The 17,746-nt window shown below is 43.5% G+C and carries 20 protein-coding genes; 15 read left to right on the forward strand and 5 right to left on the reverse strand.

The window, feature by feature from the left end:
- Positions 1 to 13 precede the first annotated feature (13 nt).
- Positions 14 to 1,567 (reverse strand): 2,3-bisphosphoglycerate-independent phosphoglycerate mutase, encoded by a 1,554-nt coding sequence (gpmI, locus tag H571_RS0105010; RefSeq protein WP_027848355.1) that lies wholly within the window; start codon positions 1,565 to 1,567, stop codon positions 14 to 16.
- Positions 1,568 to 1,731: 164 nt separating this feature from the next.
- Between gpmI and H571_RS0105015 the strand changes: the two genes are divergently transcribed.
- The 11 genes from H571_RS0105015 (at position 1,732) to H571_RS0105065 (ending at position 9,805) form a co-directional block, all read left to right on the forward strand.
- Entirely contained in the window at positions 1,732 to 2,151 is a 420-nt protein-coding gene (locus H571_RS0105015) for a rhodanese-like domain-containing protein (RefSeq protein ID WP_027848356.1), read from the forward strand.
- Positions 2,152 to 2,187: 36 nt separating this feature from the next.
- Positions 2,188 to 2,631 (forward strand): protein-export chaperone SecB, encoded by a 444-nt coding sequence (gene secB / locus H571_RS0105020; protein WP_051168155.1) that lies wholly within the window; start codon positions 2,188 to 2,190, stop codon positions 2,629 to 2,631.
- 8 nt (positions 2,632 to 2,639) lie between these two features.
- Positions 2,640 to 3,359 (forward strand): 16S rRNA (uracil(1498)-N(3))-methyltransferase, encoded by a 720-nt coding sequence (locus H571_RS0105025; protein ID WP_036217603.1) that lies wholly within the window; start codon positions 2,640 to 2,642, stop codon positions 3,357 to 3,359.
- 32 nt (positions 3,360 to 3,391) lie between these two features.
- A complete protein-coding gene (gene gshB, locus H571_RS0105030) occupies positions 3,392 to 4,351 on the forward strand; it encodes a glutathione synthase (RefSeq protein WP_027848359.1) in 960 nt (319 codons plus the stop codon).
- Positions 4,352 to 5,137 (forward strand): energy transducer TonB, encoded by a 786-nt coding sequence (locus tag H571_RS14275; RefSeq protein WP_051168156.1) that lies wholly within the window; start codon positions 4,352 to 4,354, stop codon positions 5,135 to 5,137. It abuts the gene before it with no gap.
- An 80-nt stretch (positions 5,138 to 5,217) separates the two neighbouring features.
- Positions 5,218 to 5,772, forward strand: coding sequence for a YqgE/AlgH family protein (locus tag H571_RS0105040; protein ID WP_027848360.1), 555 nt, complete (start codon positions 5,218 to 5,220; stop codon positions 5,770 to 5,772).
- Positions 5,765 to 6,253, forward strand: coding sequence for a Holliday junction resolvase RuvX (gene ruvX / locus H571_RS14280; protein WP_051168157.1), 489 nt, complete (start codon positions 5,765 to 5,767; stop codon positions 6,251 to 6,253). The genes H571_RS0105040 and ruvX overlap by 8 nt, the downstream gene beginning before the upstream one ends.
- A gap of 23 nt (positions 6,254 to 6,276) precedes the next feature.
- Entirely contained in the window at positions 6,277 to 6,822 is a 546-nt protein-coding gene (gene pyrR, locus H571_RS14285) for a bifunctional pyr operon transcriptional regulator/uracil phosphoribosyltransferase PyrR (RefSeq protein ID WP_051168158.1), read from the forward strand.
- Positions 6,819 to 7,823, forward strand: a complete 1,005-nt coding sequence (locus tag H571_RS0105055; RefSeq protein WP_036217606.1) for an aspartate carbamoyltransferase catalytic subunit — start codon at positions 6,819 to 6,821, stop codon at positions 7,821 to 7,823. The genes pyrR and H571_RS0105055 overlap by 4 nt, the downstream gene beginning before the upstream one ends.
- Positions 7,820 to 9,097, forward strand: coding sequence for a dihydroorotase (locus tag H571_RS0105060; RefSeq protein WP_027848362.1), 1,278 nt, complete (start codon positions 7,820 to 7,822; stop codon positions 9,095 to 9,097). Before H571_RS0105055 ends, H571_RS0105060 begins: the two co-directional genes overlap by 4 nt.
- A gap of 33 nt (positions 9,098 to 9,130) precedes the next feature.
- Entirely contained in the window at positions 9,131 to 9,805 is a 675-nt protein-coding gene (locus tag H571_RS0105065) for a fumarylacetoacetate hydrolase family protein (RefSeq protein WP_084482678.1), read from the forward strand.
- Here H571_RS0105065 and speA read toward each other — a convergent pair.
- Positions 9,797 to 11,701 carry a biosynthetic arginine decarboxylase gene (gene speA, locus H571_RS0105070; protein ID WP_027848364.1) on the reverse strand — a complete coding sequence of 635 codons (1,905 nt, stop codon included), beginning with the start codon at positions 11,699 to 11,701 and terminating at the stop codon, positions 9,797 to 9,799. The two genes, H571_RS0105065 and speA, sit on opposite strands and share 9 nt — an antisense overlap.
- A gap of 29 nt (positions 11,702 to 11,730) precedes the next feature.
- Entirely contained in the window at positions 11,731 to 12,069 is a 339-nt protein-coding gene (locus H571_RS0105075; RefSeq protein ID WP_027848365.1) for a P-II family nitrogen regulator, read from the reverse strand.
- A 156-nt stretch (positions 12,070 to 12,225) separates the two neighbouring features.
- Here H571_RS0105075 and H571_RS14290 point away from each other — a divergent pair, with 156 nt between their 5' ends.
- The 3 genes from H571_RS14290 to H571_RS0105090 are packed head-to-tail and all read left to right on the forward strand — an operon-like array spanning position 12,226 to position 15,206.
- Positions 12,226 to 12,468 (forward strand): accessory factor UbiK family protein, encoded by a 243-nt coding sequence (locus H571_RS14290; RefSeq protein ID WP_036217609.1) that lies wholly within the window; start codon positions 12,226 to 12,228, stop codon positions 12,466 to 12,468.
- A 36-nt stretch (positions 12,469 to 12,504) separates the two neighbouring features.
- On the forward strand, positions 12,505 to 14,004 hold the full coding sequence (locus tag H571_RS0105085) for a YifB family Mg chelatase-like AAA ATPase (RefSeq protein ID WP_027848366.1): 1,500 nt from the start codon (positions 12,505 to 12,507) through the stop codon (positions 14,002 to 14,004).
- A gap of 14 nt (positions 14,005 to 14,018) precedes the next feature.
- On the forward strand, positions 14,019 to 15,206 hold the full coding sequence (locus H571_RS0105090; RefSeq protein WP_027848367.1) for a CBS domain-containing protein: 1,188 nt from the start codon (positions 14,019 to 14,021) through the stop codon (positions 15,204 to 15,206).
- A gap of 1 nt (position 15,207) precedes the next feature.
- Here H571_RS0105090 and metF read toward each other — a convergent pair whose 3' ends face one another.
- Both metF and H571_RS14295 read right to left on the reverse strand, forming a co-directional pair.
- Positions 15,208 to 16,038, reverse strand: a complete 831-nt coding sequence (metF, locus tag H571_RS0105095; protein ID WP_027848368.1) for a methylenetetrahydrofolate reductase [NAD(P)H] — start codon at positions 16,036 to 16,038, stop codon at positions 15,208 to 15,210.
- Positions 16,039 to 16,140: 102 nt separating this feature from the next.
- The gene (locus H571_RS14295) at positions 16,141 to 17,073 is read right to left on the reverse strand and encodes a DMT family transporter (RefSeq protein ID WP_051168159.1); all 933 of its coding nucleotides are present in this window, start codon (positions 17,071 to 17,073) and stop codon (positions 16,141 to 16,143) included.
- A gap of 122 nt (positions 17,074 to 17,195) precedes the next feature.
- On the opposite strand from H571_RS14295, the gene H571_RS0105105 reads away from it, so the two are divergent.
- Complete coding sequence (locus H571_RS0105105) at positions 17,196 to 17,744, forward strand: TRAP transporter small permease subunit (protein ID WP_027848369.1); 549 nt, start codon at positions 17,196 to 17,198, stop codon at positions 17,742 to 17,744.
- Positions 17,745 to 17,746: the final 2 nt, after the last annotated feature.

Below are 17,746 nucleotides of genomic sequence, written 5' to 3' on the forward strand. Positions count from 1 at the left end.
CTGGCTGCATCAATTAACCTTCCGTCTTATCAAATTCAACTAGCGCACGGCCAGTCATTTCTTCTGGCTGTTCTAACCCCATGGCTTTAAGCATTGTAGGTGCTAGATCAGATAAGCGGCCACCATCTAAAAGGCGAGCTTTGCGATTTTTTGGTGGCACATAAATAAGAGGAACAGGAAAGGTGGTGTGGGCTGTTTGTGCTTGCCCAGTGGTTTCATCAAGCATTTGCTCAGCATTACCATGATCAGCAGTAATAAAGGCTTGTCCATTAACGGCTTGAAGGGCTTCAACTACTCGCCCAACACAAACATCTAGGGTTTCTATGGCTTTTACTGTGGCATCAAAATCACCCGTATGGCCAACCATATCACCATTAGCATAGTTGCAAATAATGGCATCATAGTCACCAGAATGAATGGCCGCGACCAGTTTATCGGTTACTTCCGGTGCACTCATCTCAGGTTGTAAATCGTAGGTAGCAACTTGAGGGGAAGAAACTAACACGCGTGTTTCACCTGCAAAGGGTTCTTCTCTACCACCAGAGAAAAAGAAAGTAACGTGAGCATACTTTTCAGTTTCTGCAATGCGTAGCTGGGTTTTACCTAAGTTGGCTAGGTATTCACCCAAGGTATTGGTTAGGTTAGCAGGTGGAAAAGCAGCAGGTGCATCTATGTCTTCTGCATATTGAGTAAGCATAACAAAGCTGCTTAAGCGTGGCCAAGCACGGCGGGCAAAGCCTTTAAAGTTAGCTTCGGTAAAGGCACGAGTAATTTCTCTGGCACGGTCGGCACGGAAATTCATAAAAACAACGGCATCGCCATCTTCTATTTGGCAGGGTAGACCTATAGCTGTGGCTTTAACAAACTCATCATTTTCATCACGGTTATAGGCTGCTTCTAAGCCAGCAATTGCAGAGTCGGCATTAAACTCAGCCTGACCAAGGGTTAAAAGGTTGTAAGCTTGTTCAACCCTATCCCAGCGGTTATCGCGGTCCATAGCATAGTAGCGGCCAATTAAGCTTGCGACTCTACCTACACCCAGTTCTTTAAATTTACGGTCTGCTGCTTCAATAGACGCTTTGGCGCTGCGTGGCGGGGTATCACGGCCATCTAAGAAAGCATGTAAGAAAACTTGTTTGGCGCCACGTTTAACAGCCAATTCTGCCATGGCAAATAAATGATCTTCATGACTATGCACACCACCAGGGGATAAAAGCCCCATAAGATGTACAGCACCTTTTTTTGCAACAGCGTCATCAATAGCAGCAGTTAAAGTAGGGTTAGAAAAAAAGCTGCCATCTTTAATAGCTTGAGTAACACGGGTGAAGTCTTGGTAAACAATGCGCCCAGCACCTAGGTTCATGTGTCCTACTTCAGAGTTACCCATTTGTCCTTCAGGAAGGCCAACATGCATGCCATCGGTATGAATTTGGCTGCTAGGTAATTCTGCACGAAGGCGATCCATAACAGGTGTCTTGGCGTGGAAAATTGCATTATTGTCGCTGGCTGGGTTATCACCGTAACCATCAAGAATAATTAGGGCAGTAGGAAAACGTTGAGAACTCATAAGATTATTGGATCACTCTTTAAGGTCTGAATAGGCGCGGGCCAGAAGAATTAATGAAGCTATAATAGCGCTACCGGCCTTAAATCTCCATCTTACGGATGCCTTGATTGTTACTCTGGTGTATCCTAAACCACAAAATTTTTGTAACAAAAAAGAGATAGATAATGTTAGAGCAAATTATTGAATTTAGTATTAACAACCCCATGCTAGTAAGTGCCTTTGTTATTCTCTTAGCTTTGATTGCTTTTAACGAGAGCCGTACCGCTGGCAATAGCGTAGGTGTTGCAGAAGCAGTGCGCTTAATGAACCGTGAAGAAGCAATTACGCTTGATATTCGTGATCGCAAAAACTTTACGCAAGGGCACATAGCTGGCTCTATTAATATTCCAACAGCTAATCTTGATAGCCGCCTACAAGAATTGGAAAAGCATAAAGAAAAGAAAATATTAGTGGTTTGTAACACGGGTTCGTCTACAGGCATTGCAATTGCCAAGTTACAAAAAGCGGGCTTTGAACAGGTTTTACGTCTTAAAGGCGGTATTATGCAGTGGCAGAGTGACTCTATGCCGGTGGTTAAAAAGTAACACAGGTTAAAAATCAAAAATAAGGAAACTAAAATAATGAGTGAAGCACCACAAACCCAATTTGCTCTACAGCGTCTTTACCTAAGCGATGTATCTTTTGAAGCGCCTAACAGCCCTGAAGTTTTTATGGTTAAAGACCAGCCGCATGTAGATGTAAAGCTAGATACCAGCAATCGCCAAATTAACGAAGAGCTTTATGAAGTCACTGTCAAAATTACTGCTCAGGTTACCTTTGGCGAAAAAACAGCTTTCTTAGCAGAAATAGAACAGAGCGGTGCTTTTCAAATTGCTGGCATAGAAGGTGATAACTTAGAACATGCGCTCGGTGCGTTCAGTCCTAACATTCTTTTCCCCTATGCAAGAGAAGCCATAGATAACCTAGTAGTTAAAGGTGGCTTTCCTCCTTTAATGATTGCACCGGTTAACTTTGAAGCTATCTTTGCTGAGCGCAAACAGCGTGAAGCACAAACAACCCAGTAAGAACTAGCGTGCGGCGCTTTTATTCATCTCAACCCCTGGCTGGACAGTCTCAAATAGAGCTAGAAGGTCAGGTGGTGCGTCACATGATACAAGTGCTAAGAATACAGCCAGGAGAACAGTTGCATCTGTTTGATGGGCTGCACTGTTATTTAGCACAGCTTATAGAAGGCAATAAAAACCGAGCTTTATTAGCCTTGTTAGCCCCAGTTGAGTCTGCAGCCCCTTCACCTTTAACCACCCATCTTGGTCAAGCCATTTCTAAAGGCGATAAGATGGAATGGATCATTCAAAAAGCTACCGAGCTAGGTGTAACTGAAATTACCCCGCTTTATACCCAACTAGGCGATGTGAGATTAAAAGGTGAAAGAGAGCAAAAGAAGTTACAGCAATGGCAGCAAATAGCGATTAGCGCCTGCGAACAAAGTGGCCGTAATGACTTGCCTATTATTCATTCACCCCAACCATTAACTAATTGGTTAGCAGGGCGACAGGAGGCAATGAAACTCCTCTTGCACCCTTATGGTCAAAGCGGTGAACTGGCAGTTAAAGACATTACTCGTGTTGCCTTATTAATAGGTCCTGAAGGTGGCTTAACCGAAGCTGAGGTCGATTTAGCTAAGCAGCAAGGTTTTACTGGCTTACGTTTAGGGCCACGAATTTTACGAACAGAAACCGCGCCTCTTGCGGCACTTAGCCTAGTGCAGCATTGGTGGGGTGATTTCAAATAATTACCTAACAGTGTGCCAGTGTAGGAGGCAAAATGACTAAGCAGGTTGTAGTGGGTGTGGTAATGGATCCAATAGCGGATATTACCTACAAAAAAGATACTACGCTGGCGCTCTTGTTAGCAGCTAAAAAGCGTTGCTGGAAACTTAAGTACATGGAAATGGGTGACCTGTATTTACAGCAAGGCAAAGCTTGGGCGCGTATGGCCGATTTAGATGTTTTTGCTGACCCTAATAAATGGTACACCCTAGGCGAAGCTAAAGCCGCCTCCATGGCCGAGCTAGATGTGTTGTTAATGCGTAAAGACCCACCCTTTGATAACAACTTTTTAACTTCTACCTGGTTATTAGAAGCAGCCGAGCGTGAAGGCGTGCTAGTGGTTAACAAGCCGCAAAGCCTGCGTGACTGTAATGAAAAACTTTTTGCACAAGAGTTTCCAGAATGCTGCCCACCTACCTTGGTTAGCAGCAATAGTGAATTAATTCGCGCCTTTCATAAAGAACACCAAGACATTATTTTGAAGCCGCTTGATGGTATGGGTGGTATGGGCATCTTCCGCGCTAAAGAAGAAGGCTTAAACCTAGGTGCAATTATTGAAGAGTTAACCGACAACAACCAGCGTCAAATAATGGTGCAAAGGTATGTGCCCGAAATAAAAGACGGTGATACCCGTATTCTGGTAATTAACGGTGAAGCAGTCCCCTACGGTTTAGCACGTGTACCTATGGCGGGCGAAACCCGTGGCAACCTAGCGGCTGGAGGTAGCGGCATTGCTCGTAAATTAACCGAACGTGACTATTGGATAGTTAACCAAGTAGCCCCTGCACTAAAAGAAAAAGACCTGATGTTTGTTGGCCTAGACGTAATAGGTGATTACCTTACTGAAATTAACGTAACCAGCCCCACCTGTGTTCGTGAGTTAGATGAGCAGTGTGGTCTTGATATTGGCGGTGAGTTAATGGCTTATATAGCTGAACGCCTAGGTCGGGATTGATTGTCTGCTGAGTTGAAACGCTTAGTTAAAAGGCAGCGTCCACTAATTTGGGCGCTGCTGCTTGCTTTTACTTTGCACCTTTTGTTGTTGATTATTGCACTTCCATCCAAAGAAATTAGCCTAGAAGAGCGCTTTTTCCAAGCAACAGAAGTGATTCTTTATGATCAAGAAACAGTTGTTCAAGAAGTTGAAGCTAGCCAAGTGTTACCAACGGAAGAAATCATTCCCCCCCCAAATGAAGCAAAACTTGCCAGCTCACAAGAAGCCGAGCAAGTAGTAGAAGAAAAGCTTACAAGTGGGCCAGCAGAACCATTACCGCCTGAAAAAACACCACCAACCCCCCGTTTATCTAAAAATTTAATAGCGCGAAGTTTAGAAATAGCTCGCCTTGAAGCTGAATTAGCTGCTATGCAAACGAACTATGCCCAACAAACAAGGGTAAGGCGCATTAGTTCAGGCGCTAAGATGACCAGTGAAGAAGCACTTTACTTAAAACAGTGGGAACAAAAAGTAGAAAGAATAGGTAACTTAAATTACCCAGAAGAAGCAAGAAAGCAAAACCTAGGTGGCAGGTTACGTTTAATGGTTGTTATCGCTGCTGATGGTCGTATTCTAGAAGCACAATTACTGACTAGTTCCGGACATGTTTTGCTTGATGATGCAGCAGTACGCATTTTAAATTTAGCTGCACCTTTTGCGCCCCTGCCAGAATCAATAAAAGCAGATGCAGATGTGCTAGAAATTATTCGCACTTGGCAGTTTGGTGATGGTTGGTATGCCAATTAATTAAGAGTTGAGTCAAAGCCTTTCAATACCCGTATAATTTAGCCAGAATCAACTAGTAGATGCACAACAAAGAGAAAACTGTGAATACACTTAGGGACCATTTCCTTTTAGCTATGCCGCAACTTAAAGACCCGCACTTTGGTGGAAGCTTAACCTACCTTTGTGAACAAAATGAACAGGGTGCTTTAGGTTTAATCATTAACAAACCTCTGCCACTAACCTTTGCTGAACTAATGGAGCAAATGGATATAGAAATGACTTCTACGCTTCATCTAGACAAACAGGTGTTTCGAGGTGGGCCAGTTCATGTGGATCGAGGCTTTGTATTGCATACCGGCGCTTCTGATTGGAAAGCAAGTTTACCAATCAGCGAACAGCTTAGCCTAACAACCTCCTTAGATATTTTGGAAGCGCTAGCTAAGGGCGAAGGACCAGAGCACTTTCTTATTGCGCTAGGTTGTGCTGGCTGGGAAGTAGGACAACTAGAACAAGAGCTACTCGATAATGCTTGGTTAACCTGCCCTGCTAGTGAGAGTGTGCTTTTTGCAACCTTGGCAGAAGACCGTTTAACGGCAGCAGCAACCAGCTTAGGTATTAATTTAGATTTAATGACCGGACAAGCAGGTCATGCCTAATACTACTAAACCACGTTTAATCATGGCTTTTGATTTTGGCAGCAAACGTCATGGTGCTGCTTTAGGCAATGAGTTAACGCGTACTGTTAACCCTTTAACGGAGATACCTGCCAAAGAGGGTATTCCGGCTTGGGAAATTTTAGATTCACTAATTAAAGAATGGCAACCAGATGCCTTTGTTGTAGGACTGCCTTTAGACGAAGCTTTAGAAGAAACACCTTTAAGCCAACGCGCAAGAAAGTTTGCAAAGCGGTTATTTGGGCGTTATGGCAAAGCTTGTTATGGCATGAATGAGCGAGGCTCTACTCGTACAGCTAAAGAAATAGTTAAGCGCCAAGGTGGGCATAAGGGTAACTTTCGAGAAGACCCAGTTGACCGTTTAGCCGCCGCAGTAATTTTAGAAGAATGGCTACAGCTAGATCCCAAGGGGGATAGTGTTTATTTGAAGCAAATAGCAGGGCCAAACTTCGTTAAATCCTAATTTTTATAAGAGTGATCACTAGTATGGGGTATCAGAAACAGGAAGATTTTTTACCAGAAGTAGCGCCGCTGCTTGATAACCTAGCAGTTAAGTTAACCAGCTACCTAAAAGAGCAAGGCATTAGCCAACCACTTCTAATTGGAATACACACAGGCGGTGTATGGGTTGCAGAAGCGCTACGCCAGAAGATGCAAGTAAATTGGCCGTTGGGTACTTTAGATATTGCTTTTTATCGTGATGACTTTTCCAAAACCGGTTTAAACCCCAGTGTTAAGCCTTCAAACCTCCCTTTTGCTACGGAAAACCAACACCTGGTTTTGATTGATGATGTGCTGATGTCTGGCCGAACCATTCGCGCTGCCATGAATGAAATTTTTGATTATGGGCGGCCAGCCTCCATTACTTTAGTTACCCTACTTTCTTTATCGGGTAGAGAGTTACCCATTCAAGCAGACTGTTATGGTTTACAGCTAGAGCTACCACCTACTAAGCGAATTAAGCTATCTGGCCCAGACCCACTTGAGTTTAATTTAGTTATTCGCCCCCTTGACGCAGAGGAACCCGTATGAGTAGTGCACTCAATAATCCGGCTCATCCCCGTAATGTGCAGCTAACGTCCGATGGGCGTTTAAAACATTTTCTTAGCATTAATGGTTTATCTAAAGCCTTGTTGACAGAAATTCTTGATACTGCCGAATCCTTTGCCAATATGGGTGAGCAGGCGGTTAAAAAAGTGCCTTTGTTGCGTGGTAAAACCATAGTGAATTTGTTTTTTGAAAACTCAACACGTACTCGCGCTACCTTTGAATTAGCTGCTAAGCGTCTTTCGGCAGATGTACTTAATTTAGACATTAAAACCTCTTCAACCGCCAAGGGAGAAACCTTGATGGATACGCTACAAAACATTGAAGCCATGTATGCTGATATGTTTGTAGTACGCCATGCCGATTCAGGTGCAGCACATTTTATAGCAAGCCAAATAACGCCTAGAGTTGCCATTATTAATGCAGGTGATGGTCGTCATGCCCATCCAACACAAGCCATGTTAGATATGTTTACTATTAGAAAACATAAGGGTGGCTTTGAAGGGTTAAAAGTAGCAATAGTCGGCGATATTCTGCATTCAAGGGTGGCACGCTCACAAATACGAGCACTCAATACCCTAGGTGCAGCTGAAGTGCGTTTAGTTGCTCCTAAAACACTTCTACCCATAGGAATTGAAGAAATGGGTGCCAAAATTTATACCCGTATGGAAGAAGGCATAAAAGATGTAGATGTAGTGATTATGCTGCGGTTACAAAAAGAACGGATGACCGGAGCACTACTGCCTTCCGAAGCAGAGTTTTATCGCCTTTATGGACTAACAACTGAAAAACTAAGTTATGCACACCCAGAAGCCATCGTTATGCATCCCGGGCCAATTAACCGTGGTGTAGAGATAGAGTCAGCCGTAGCCGATGGACCTCGCTCGGTTATTTTGCAGCAGGTAGGCTATGGGATTGCTACACGCATGGCGGTCATGAGTATGGCAATGAGTGGACAGATGCACGAAAGGGCGCAGATACAATGAAAATATCCATTCTAGGTGGTCGTGTTATCGACCCTGCTCAGGTGTTAGACCAAATTATTGATGTGCATATTCAAGAAGGAAAAATCCTAGCTTTAGGTGATTGCCCAACAGGTTTTAAAGCAGAGCAAACCATTAATGCTGAAGGGCTAATTGTTTGTCCAGGCTTTATCGACCTATGTAGCCATTTACGAGAGCCAGGACCTAGCTATAAAGGCAATATTGCTAGCGAAACCCAAGCTGCTTTAGCAGGTGGCTTTACTCAAGTTTGTGCACGTCCAGATACCCAGCCTCCACTCGATTCACCTGCTGTTATTCGAGTTGTTAGAGAGAGAGCAGAGCTAGCAGGCAAAGCCAAAGTTTTACCTATAGGTGCGCTGACTCAAGGCTTAGAAGGACAGCTACTGAGCAATATGTCCAGTTTACAAGCTGCTGGCTGCGTTGCTCTTACTAACTTACGCCGCCCTGTGCAAGACAACTTAATTTTACGGCGCTGTTTAGAGTATGCTGCCACTTTTGATATATTGGTTGTTTTTTATCCAGAAGACAGTGCGCTTAAAGGGTCTGGTTTTGCACATGAAGGCTCCTTGTCTTCACAGTTAGGTTTAGAAGGTATTCCAGAAACAGCAGAAACCCTTGCCCTAGCTCAAACCCTGTTATTAGTAGAGCAAACAGGTATTAGGGCACACTTTGCTCACCTTTCAACAGCTAGAGCTGTGACACAAGTAGCAGAAGCCAAAGCAAGAGGCCTAGCTGTAACGGCAGACGTAGCCTTAAGCCACCTCTTGTTCACTGAAGCCTGCCTAGAATCTTTCGATAGCAATTTTCATTTAGAGCCACCTTTGCGAAGTGAAGCAGATCGCCTAGGGCTTTTACAAGGCTTAAAAGATGGCACTATCTCAGCCGTGTCTAGTAGCCATTTACCGCATGAGGCGGCTGCAAAAATGGCACCCTTCTCAGTTTCAGAACCTGGAATGAGTAGCTTGGAAGTGGTTTTACCACAAATGTTAGCCCTAGTTGAAAATGGCTGGTTAAACCTAGGTGATTTAGTTAAACGCTTGGCTTTAGCACCTGCAAAGCTGTTAGGAATTGAATCGGGTGCGCTATGGCCAGGCTATGCTGCCGACCTAATTTTAGTTGATCCAGAAGCTAATTGGGTACTCGATGAACAAACGAGTTTTTCTGCTGGGCAAAACACCCCTTTTTGGAAGCAATCACTAAAAGGGCGAGTGGTAACCAGTTTGGTCGATGGCGAAATTCGCTTTAACCTTAATTAAAACTAACCCTTGTCTTAAGCGAGCAGTAACAAAATGAGCCATACAGCCTTTAATTCACACCTTATGGGTGACAGTAACGCCTGGCCTTTAGGTAAGCTAGTTTGTGTCGGGCGTAATTATGCAGAACATGCCGCTGAGTTGAATAACCCCATTCCAGAGCAACCATTATTATTTATTAAACCTGCAACCAGCGCAGTTGCTATGCAAGAGCCAGTGTACTTACCTAAGGGTGTAGGCGATGTGCATTACGAAACTGAAATTGCACTTTTAATAGGAAGTCCTATCAGCAAAGCACAGCCTGCAAAAGCACTAGAAGCAGTTATAGGTGTTGGCTTGGCTTTAGACCTTACGCTTAGAGATTTACAAACAGAATTAAAAAAACTAGGCCACCCTTGGGAAAGGGCTAAAGCTTGGGATGGTGCTTGCCCCTTGTCGAGCTTTGTACCCGTTGCAGAAGTTAAGGATTGGCAAGAATTAGAGTTAAGCTTGGCAATTAATGGCATAGAAAAGCAACGAGGTAAGGCAAAACAAATGCTAACCCCTATTGCTGAGTTGTTAAGCCATATTAGCCAAACCTTCACCTTAATGCCTGGTGATGTCGTTATTACAGGCACACCCGCAGGTGTTGGCAAGCTAGCTGACGGAGATCAGCTAGACGTGCAACTAACAAACTTATTAAAGGTAACAACCCAAGTGGTTTCACTCTAAATAGGTGTAACCACTTAAGCCTTCTTCAAAGAGTTGTAAAAACTGCGCTTTTTCAGAAGTGGAAAGCTGACTAACACTTAACTGCTCTGCTACTGAAGCTAGCAAGGTTTGCGGGTCAAAGTTTACATAACGTAAAACTGTTTCAACGGTGTCGCCCTTAATTAAATTTTCTAATAAGGGTTGACCCTCTTCATCTAACACCACATCAACAGAGTCAGTGTCACCAAACAAGTTATGCAAATCACCTAAAATTTCTTGGTAAGCACCGGTTAAGAAAAAGCCTAAAAGTTTTTCTTCATCTTCTGCCCACTCAGGTATTTGTAGTGTCGATTGCAGTCCTTGGCTGTTTACGTATTGGTCGATACGCCCATCTGAATCGCAGGTAATGTCTTGCACTATGCCGCGACGCACTAGGGGCTTATCTAAACCAGAAAGTGGCAAAATAGGAAATACCTGCTTAATACCCCAAACATCGGGCAAGGATTGAAATAAAGAAAAGTTAACAAACAGCTTATCGGCCAGCTTTTCATTTAACTCATCATGAATTTCTAGGTGTACTCTGTTAGCAAGGTTGAGCTGCTGGTGAATATGCTCTGCTGCACAGGTGTAGAGGCGTTCTGCTAAAGCGCGCTGAGTTAAATTAAGCAAACCGTGAATATACATATCCTGCGCTTCAGACAAGGCTTGTAAAACATCGTGCCAAGTTTCAACTAAAGACCGCTCATCTATCCATTCAACCGATGATTCCTGATACACGCGCCATAGTTCGTGCAGAACCAGAGGGTCATCTTCTTTAGGTTGGTCGGGCGGGGTTAAATCGGGCTGCTCTATATCAATAATGTTTGTTATTAATACGGCATGATGAGCAGTTAAAGCTCGACCAGACTCACTAATTAAGTGGGGGTGAGGTAAGTCGTTGGCAGTGCAAACTTGGTGCAAGGCGTGCACCACATTATTGGCGTACTCCAGCATGGAATAGTTTACAGAGCAAACATCCCTAGAACGTGTGCCATCGTAATCTATGCCCAAGCCGCCGCCCACATCAACTACCTTAATGGGTGCGCCTGCGGCTAAGAGTTCTTGATAAAAGCGCCCACACTCTTTTAGTCCACGCTGAATATCACGGATATTGCCAATTTGAGAGCCAAGGTGGAAATGCAAGAGTTGTAAGCAGTCTAAAGAATTAGCCGCTTTAAGCTGTTCTACCATTTGTAAAAGCTGGCTAGCAGCCAAACCAAACTTAGACTTAGCACCGCCGCTATCTTGCCAGTGTCCTTTGCTAACAGAAGACAAACGTGCACGTACACCTAGTCTCGGCCTAACGCCTAGCTTTCTGCCCTCTTCTAATGCCAAAGCAACTTCAGAAGGCTTTTCAACAACAATGTAAACCTTGTGACCTAGCCGCTCCCCCATAAGGGCTAGCTTTACGTATTCACGGTCTTTATAGCCATTACACACCAAAGTAGAGGGGGTGTTGCCTGCTAGAGCCAGTACGGCAATCAGTTCAGGCTTACTACCAGCTTCTAGGCCAACGCGCGAATCAACCCTAGCTTGGCTTTCTAGCAACTCTTCAACCACACGGCGTTGTTGATTCACTTTTATTGGGTAGACAGCAGTATAACCACCCTGGTAGTCGTAACTGGCAATGGCTTGATCAAAAGCATCACAAAGCTTATTGACTCTATCTTGCAGAATGTCAGGAAAACGAACCAAAATAGGTAGCGTTAAACCAGCCTTACATAAATCACCAACGAGTTTTTTTAAGTTTAGTTGTTCAGGGTTAGATGCACTGGGTTTCACCATTACCTGACCCTGATCACTAACAGAAAAATAGTGACTGCCCCAATGACGAATATTGTAAACCTTGTTGGCATCTTGACTGGATGGCTGGCTCACTCAATGCTCCTTTATTAACAACTATTGGCTTAAACGGCGTCTTTGCCCTTTTCACCAGTACGAATGCGGATGACTTGGTCTAGAGGGGAAACAAAAATTTTGCCATCACCTATCTTGCCGGTATTGGCAACATTAATAATAGAATCGATAACCTGCTCTGCCATGGCATCATCTACTGCGATTTCCAACTTAATTTTAGGTAGAAAATCGACCACATATTCAGCACCGCGATAAAGCTCGGTATGCCCTTTTTGACGTCCAAAACCCTTAACCTCAGTTACAGTAATGCCCTGAACACCAATTTCAGATAAGGCTTCACGTACATCATCGAGTTTAAAAGGTTTAATAATTGCAGTAATTAATTTCATGGGTACTTCCTTAGTGACTTAACAAGCTTAGCCAATGGTAAAGCCTCTTGAGGTAAATAACCAAAAAGAGATGCGTTTTTTTCTTGCTAGAAGCTTGACCTAATTCATAGAGTCGTTAAAAACTGCTATGTTAGGCTGCTCAGCAAGGAGATAAAAATGCTTAAACCCGAACATTTACAAAAAATATCCGATGAACTAACCGCAAAATTAAGTGGTTTTAACCAGCCGTTAGCTTCTGGCCAGGCTCTAAAAAGTCTAGTTAAAGAAGCCGTGGCTAAACTCGATTTAGTTAGCCGTGAAGATTATGACCGCTTATTACAAATACACCAACGTACTAGGCAAAAGGTTGATGAGCTTAGCTCGCGTGTTACAGAGCTAGAGACTAAGCTTAAAAACTAAGTTTTAGCAATTAAGTAATAAACAAGGAGGTTGGTTATGTCGCTGGCGCTGGTTGCAAGTCGAGCATTGGTTGGGCTCAATGCTCCTGAAGTTCGAGTTGAAGTGCACCTTGCTAATGGCTTACCAGCTTTTAATCTTGTTGGTATGCCTGAAACAGCAGTAAGAGAAAGCCGTGACCGAGTTAGAAGCGCCCTACTTACTGCAGGTTTTGAATTTCCAGCTAGGCGCATTACGGTTAACCTTTCGCCAGCCGATCTTCCTAAAGAAGGTGGGCGTTACGATTTACCTATAGCGCTAGGTATTTTAGTTGCTTCTAAACAGTTAGCACAAAGCTGTTTAAATGGCCGTGAATTTATAGGTGAGCTAGCTTTAAATGGTGAGCTAAGACAAGTTAAAGGTGTTTTGCCTACCGCCTTAGCAACCGCTAAAGCAAATAATTTTCTAGTTTTACCAGCAGAAAACCTAGCAGAAGCAAGCTTGGTTTCTAGTTTAAAGATGGGAGGCGCTAGCCACCTACTCGATGTTGCCGCAGCATTGCGAGGGCAAGCTGCTTTTGCCGAACCCACTGAAATATCAGAGCTAGCTGCTAGCCCTAGCTTTACGGATTTACTAGAAGTAAAAGGGCAGCAGGCTGCTAAACGTGCCCTAATGTTGGCTGCAGCGGGGCAGCATAACCTACTCTTTTGTGGCCCTCCGGGCAGTGGTAAAACCCTGCTCGCTCGCTGCCTGCCGGGTTTGTTACCTGAACCAACTGAAGAAGAAGCTTTAGAAGTTGCAGCTATTCAATCCATTGTTAGTGGTTTTGATATAACCCATTGGCGACAACGCCCCTTTCGTTCACCTCACCATACCTCCTCAGCTGTTGCTCTGGTCGGTGGTGGCAGCAACCCTTTACCGGGTGAAATCTCCTTAGCCCACCGAGGTATTCTATTTTTAGATGAGTTACCAGAATTTGGGCGGCAAGTTTTAGAAGTATTACGGGAACCTTTAGAAGCTGGTGTTATCCATTTAGCTAGATCAAAAAGAAAAACCACCTACCCAGCAGCATTTCTATTAATTGCTGCAATGAACCCTTGCCCCTGCGGTCACCTCGGTGATCCACGAAAAAGCTGTACTTGTGCACCGGGTTTAATTAACCGCTATCAGTCTCGCCTTTCTGGGCCCCTGTTAGACCGAATAGATTTACATTTAGAAGTACCTGCCTTGCCAGCAGATTGTTTATGGCAGCCTGCCGAAGGTGATAGTTCAGCCGTGGTTCGTAATCGGGTAATGGAAGCAAGGCAGCGCCAACTACATAGAGCTGGCAAACCTAACTCCCAGTTATCTCCAGCTGAATTAGAAAGGTATGCACCCTTAGGAAAAGAGCAACAGCAGCTATTAACACGAGCAATGAATAAAATACATCTGTCAGCCAGAGCTGCACATCGTATAATTAAAGTAGCGTTAACCTTAGCAGACTTGGATACCAAGCCAAGAATAGCTTCTAAGCACCTATTAGAAGCGCTAAGTTATCGAAAACTTCCTTGGTCAGACTAAATTAAGGATTAACCATGCAGTTTCCAACTCTGGAATCGCTTGCAACGCGTCAGGTTATTAGCCTAGATGAGCAAGCCAGCTTAGCTGATGCACTTGCTTTAATGAACCAGCACGCCATTCGTAGTTTGCTAGTTTGCACGGCCAAGGGTTATCGTTTGTTGCAAGCAAAAGATTTAATGGCTTTTCATCTTCAGGGTGTTAGTTTTAATGTGCCCCTTGCCCAAGTTCTGCTGCCTAGAGCTTTGTGCTTACCACCAGAAGCAGATATTCAAGAAGCAATCAAACTTATAAGCTTGCACCAAGCTGAGCAAGTTTGTTTGGTTGATGCCAACAACCAACTCTGCGGCATAGTCACCTATACAGACCTAGTACAAAATTTAGACCCAGATGCTCTAGCTGAAAGTCAGCGTTTAGGTGACTTGTTGCGTGGTATGTTGCTGCTGCAAGTTAATAAAGAAATGCCTGTAAGTCTTGTGCTTAGCCTAATGCAACAGCAGGGCGTTAATACCGCTTTAATTAGTGAAAACCGTAAACCTTTAGGCATACTAACCCTGTCTGATGTGATGCGTTTACTTTCTCAAGGGCAGGAGCTTTCCTGTCGAGTAGAACAAGTAATGTCTAGCCCAGTAGACACCCTGCCAGAACACTTTTCAGTTAGGCAAGCGGTTAACAGTATGCGAGAAAAAAGCTTTAAACGGCTAGTGGTGGTAAATGACAAGCAGCTGGTGGTGGGTTTAATTAGTCAACAAGACCTAGTCAACCTCTATTACAGTCAATGGTTTGCCTTAATTAAAAAGCAACAACAAGATTTATTAGAAAACAACCAACGTCTAGAACAGAAAAACCAAGTGTGTCTGCAACTATTGGAAGCCTTAGACTACCCAGCATTATTATTAGATGCCAAGGGTCAGCTAGACCAATACAACCAAGCAACCCAGCAAATCTTTGGCAAAGAAAAGCTAGTGCCAGGCACTAGTTTAGTTGAGTTAATGCAGGGCAACCCCTCTGTAGCCAATATAAAAGCTATTTTTACTAAGATAGAAGCAGGCCAAGCTGCCAAGGCAGAAGTGATGTTTAAGTCGGCAAGGGGTTACTATCAGGCATATCAATTAACCTGCCAACCCTTAGAAAATACCGGCCGTAGTTTTATGTTACTTAGTTTTAAACCACGGCAGGCATTAGACACACTTAACTTAAAGTAAATTATTTTCTTAGGTTATTGACCACAGCTAAGGAAGCCTTAGCTTGATTAAGGGTATAAAAATGCAGGCTAGGTGCACCGCCATCAATTAATTGCTGGCACAGGTTAGAAATGACCTCTTCACCAAACTTAATAATACTCTCAGAATCATCACCATAAGACTCTAGCTGCTTTCTTATCCAGCGCGGTAGTTCCGCACCACAGGCATCTGAAAAACGTGCCAGCTTAGTGTAGTTGGTAATAGGCATAATACCCGGAATAATCGGGATCTCTATACCTGCTGCTCTAACCTTATCTACAAAATAAAAATAAGCATCCGCATTAAAAAAGTATTGCGTAATTGCGCTGTCTGCACCAGCTTGGCACTTACGCACAAAGTTTTTAATGTCTTCATCTAGGTTGGCTGCTTGTGGATGAGCCTCAGGGTAAGCTGCTACTTCAATAATAAAATCCTGCCCAAACTCTTGGCGAATAAACTCAACCAACTCATTGGCATAACGCAGTTCGCCACCTCTACCCATACCTGAAGGAAGGTCACCACGCAGAGCCACTATACGGTGAATACCTTTGTCCTTGTAACCCTGTAGCTGGTTGCGTAATTCAGCACGACTTGCACCTATGCAAGACATGTGTGGCGCTGTGTCTATACCACTTTCACGCAAGGCTAAAACCGTTTGTAAAGTGCCGTCTTGGGTAGAGCCACCTGCACCATAAGTAACAGAGAAAAATTCTGGATTAGTAGCAGCTAACTCATCACGTACTAGCAAAAGCTTTTCTTGGCCAGCAGGTGTTTTAGGGGGAAAAAACTCAAAGCTAACGGGTAGGGAAGGCATAAATTATCTCAATAGTATTAATGTGACTCATCTTATCTTGCTAGTTTAGATGAATAAAATAAGAGGTAGTTGAAACTTATTGGCAGACTAGATGAAGTTAATTCATTTTTTAGCTGCTTGGCTAGGCTTTAAAAAAGTGGCTAAAATAATGCCACTAAAAATTAGTAGCATTCCAGCCCAATGAAAACCTTCTAGCTGTTCGGCTAAAAACACACTGGCTAAAATTAACCCCCAAACAGGAATTAAGTGAATAAAATACCCAGCACGGCTAGCGGTCAGTATTTCTACGCCCCGATTCCAGAATAAGAAAGCACCTATGGAAGCAAATAAACCAACATAACCAATGCTTAATAAGCTGGTAAGGTTAATACTAAAGCTACGTTCTTGCACAAAAAGTTCATAAAGGTAGAAGGGCGTTAGTTGTATCCAGCCTAGAACAACGGTTAAAGCAAAGAAGGCTAAACCACTTAAGCCAGCAGGACGTGTACGCAACATAACGGAATAAATAGCCCAGCTAAGCACTGCTGCAAGCACCCAAAGGTTACCATTGCCGCCACCTAGCTGGTTAAAAATTTGGGTTGGGTTGCCCTTGCTCACCAAGACACTAATGCCTGCTAAGGAAACCACTAGTCCAATTATTTGTTTTAGATTGATGGGGTCACCAAAAAACCACCAAGAGAAAGCTAGAATAAACAGTGGGCAGGCAGATAACAGCAAAATACCATTGCTTGCAGGCAGGGTTTGTAATCCCATATAAACCAGTGTGTTGAAACCGGTTACACCAAAGAGTGCCATTAAGGTTAATTTAAGCCAGCTTTTAGCAACGAGCTGCCTGGCTTGCCAAAGTTGCTGCCCAGCAAAGGGTAAAATAATTAACATAGCAAGAAGCCAGCGCCACCAAGCTAAAGCTAAAGGGGGAATTTCAGCATGTACTGCGCGTGCAACAACAAAGTTACCGCCCCAAAATAAAGTAGTTAAAACTAATAAAAGGTAGGCTAGCCACTGGGTTTTTTTAAGGCTTGCAGGGTTAAGCATAGAGAACTCATTCGATTAAAGCAGAAAATTGAACACAGGTTGAACTAGGTGTTTTGTGTTTTGACCTAGAATATCATGTATTCTTGCTGAACTAATTTAACTTTATATATGAGGACTGCAAAGTGCAGGCAATAGCACTGATCATTCGATTAATCAGTCGATTCAACATCCTTCTAGGACAGTTTTTTTCCTGGTTTTCTTTAGGCATAGTGCTGGTATGTTTTGCTGTAGTCGTGCTTCGCTATGTTTTTTCTATAAGCCAAGTGTGGATGCAAGACCTTTATGTTTGGCTTAATGCCATGATGTTTATGGGCTTGGCTGGTTATGCTTTATTCAATAACTCCCATGTAAGAGTCGATATTTTTTATCGTCCAGCCAGCTTACGCCATAAAGCTTGGGTTGATATGTTCGGTAGCCTCTTTTTTATTGCTCCTTTTGTTAGCATTTTAGTTTATTGGAGTCTGCCCTACGTTATGCGCTCTTGGAAATGGTTAGAGGGTTCATCTAACTATGGTGGTATGCCGGGGCTTTATATCATCAAGAGTTTTATTATTATTTTTGCTTTTGTTGTGGCTTTACAAGGTTTGGCTATGTTTTTAAGGGGTATCCTGGTGCTTTTTAATCAACAAGGTTTATTGCCTAAAGAATACCGCTATCGGGAGAATCACTAATT

The organism is Marinospirillum minutulum DSM 6287, assembly GCF_000422325.1.
GTDB classification, from domain to species: domain Bacteria; phylum Pseudomonadota; class Gammaproteobacteria; order Pseudomonadales; family Halomonadaceae; genus Marinospirillum; species Marinospirillum minutulum.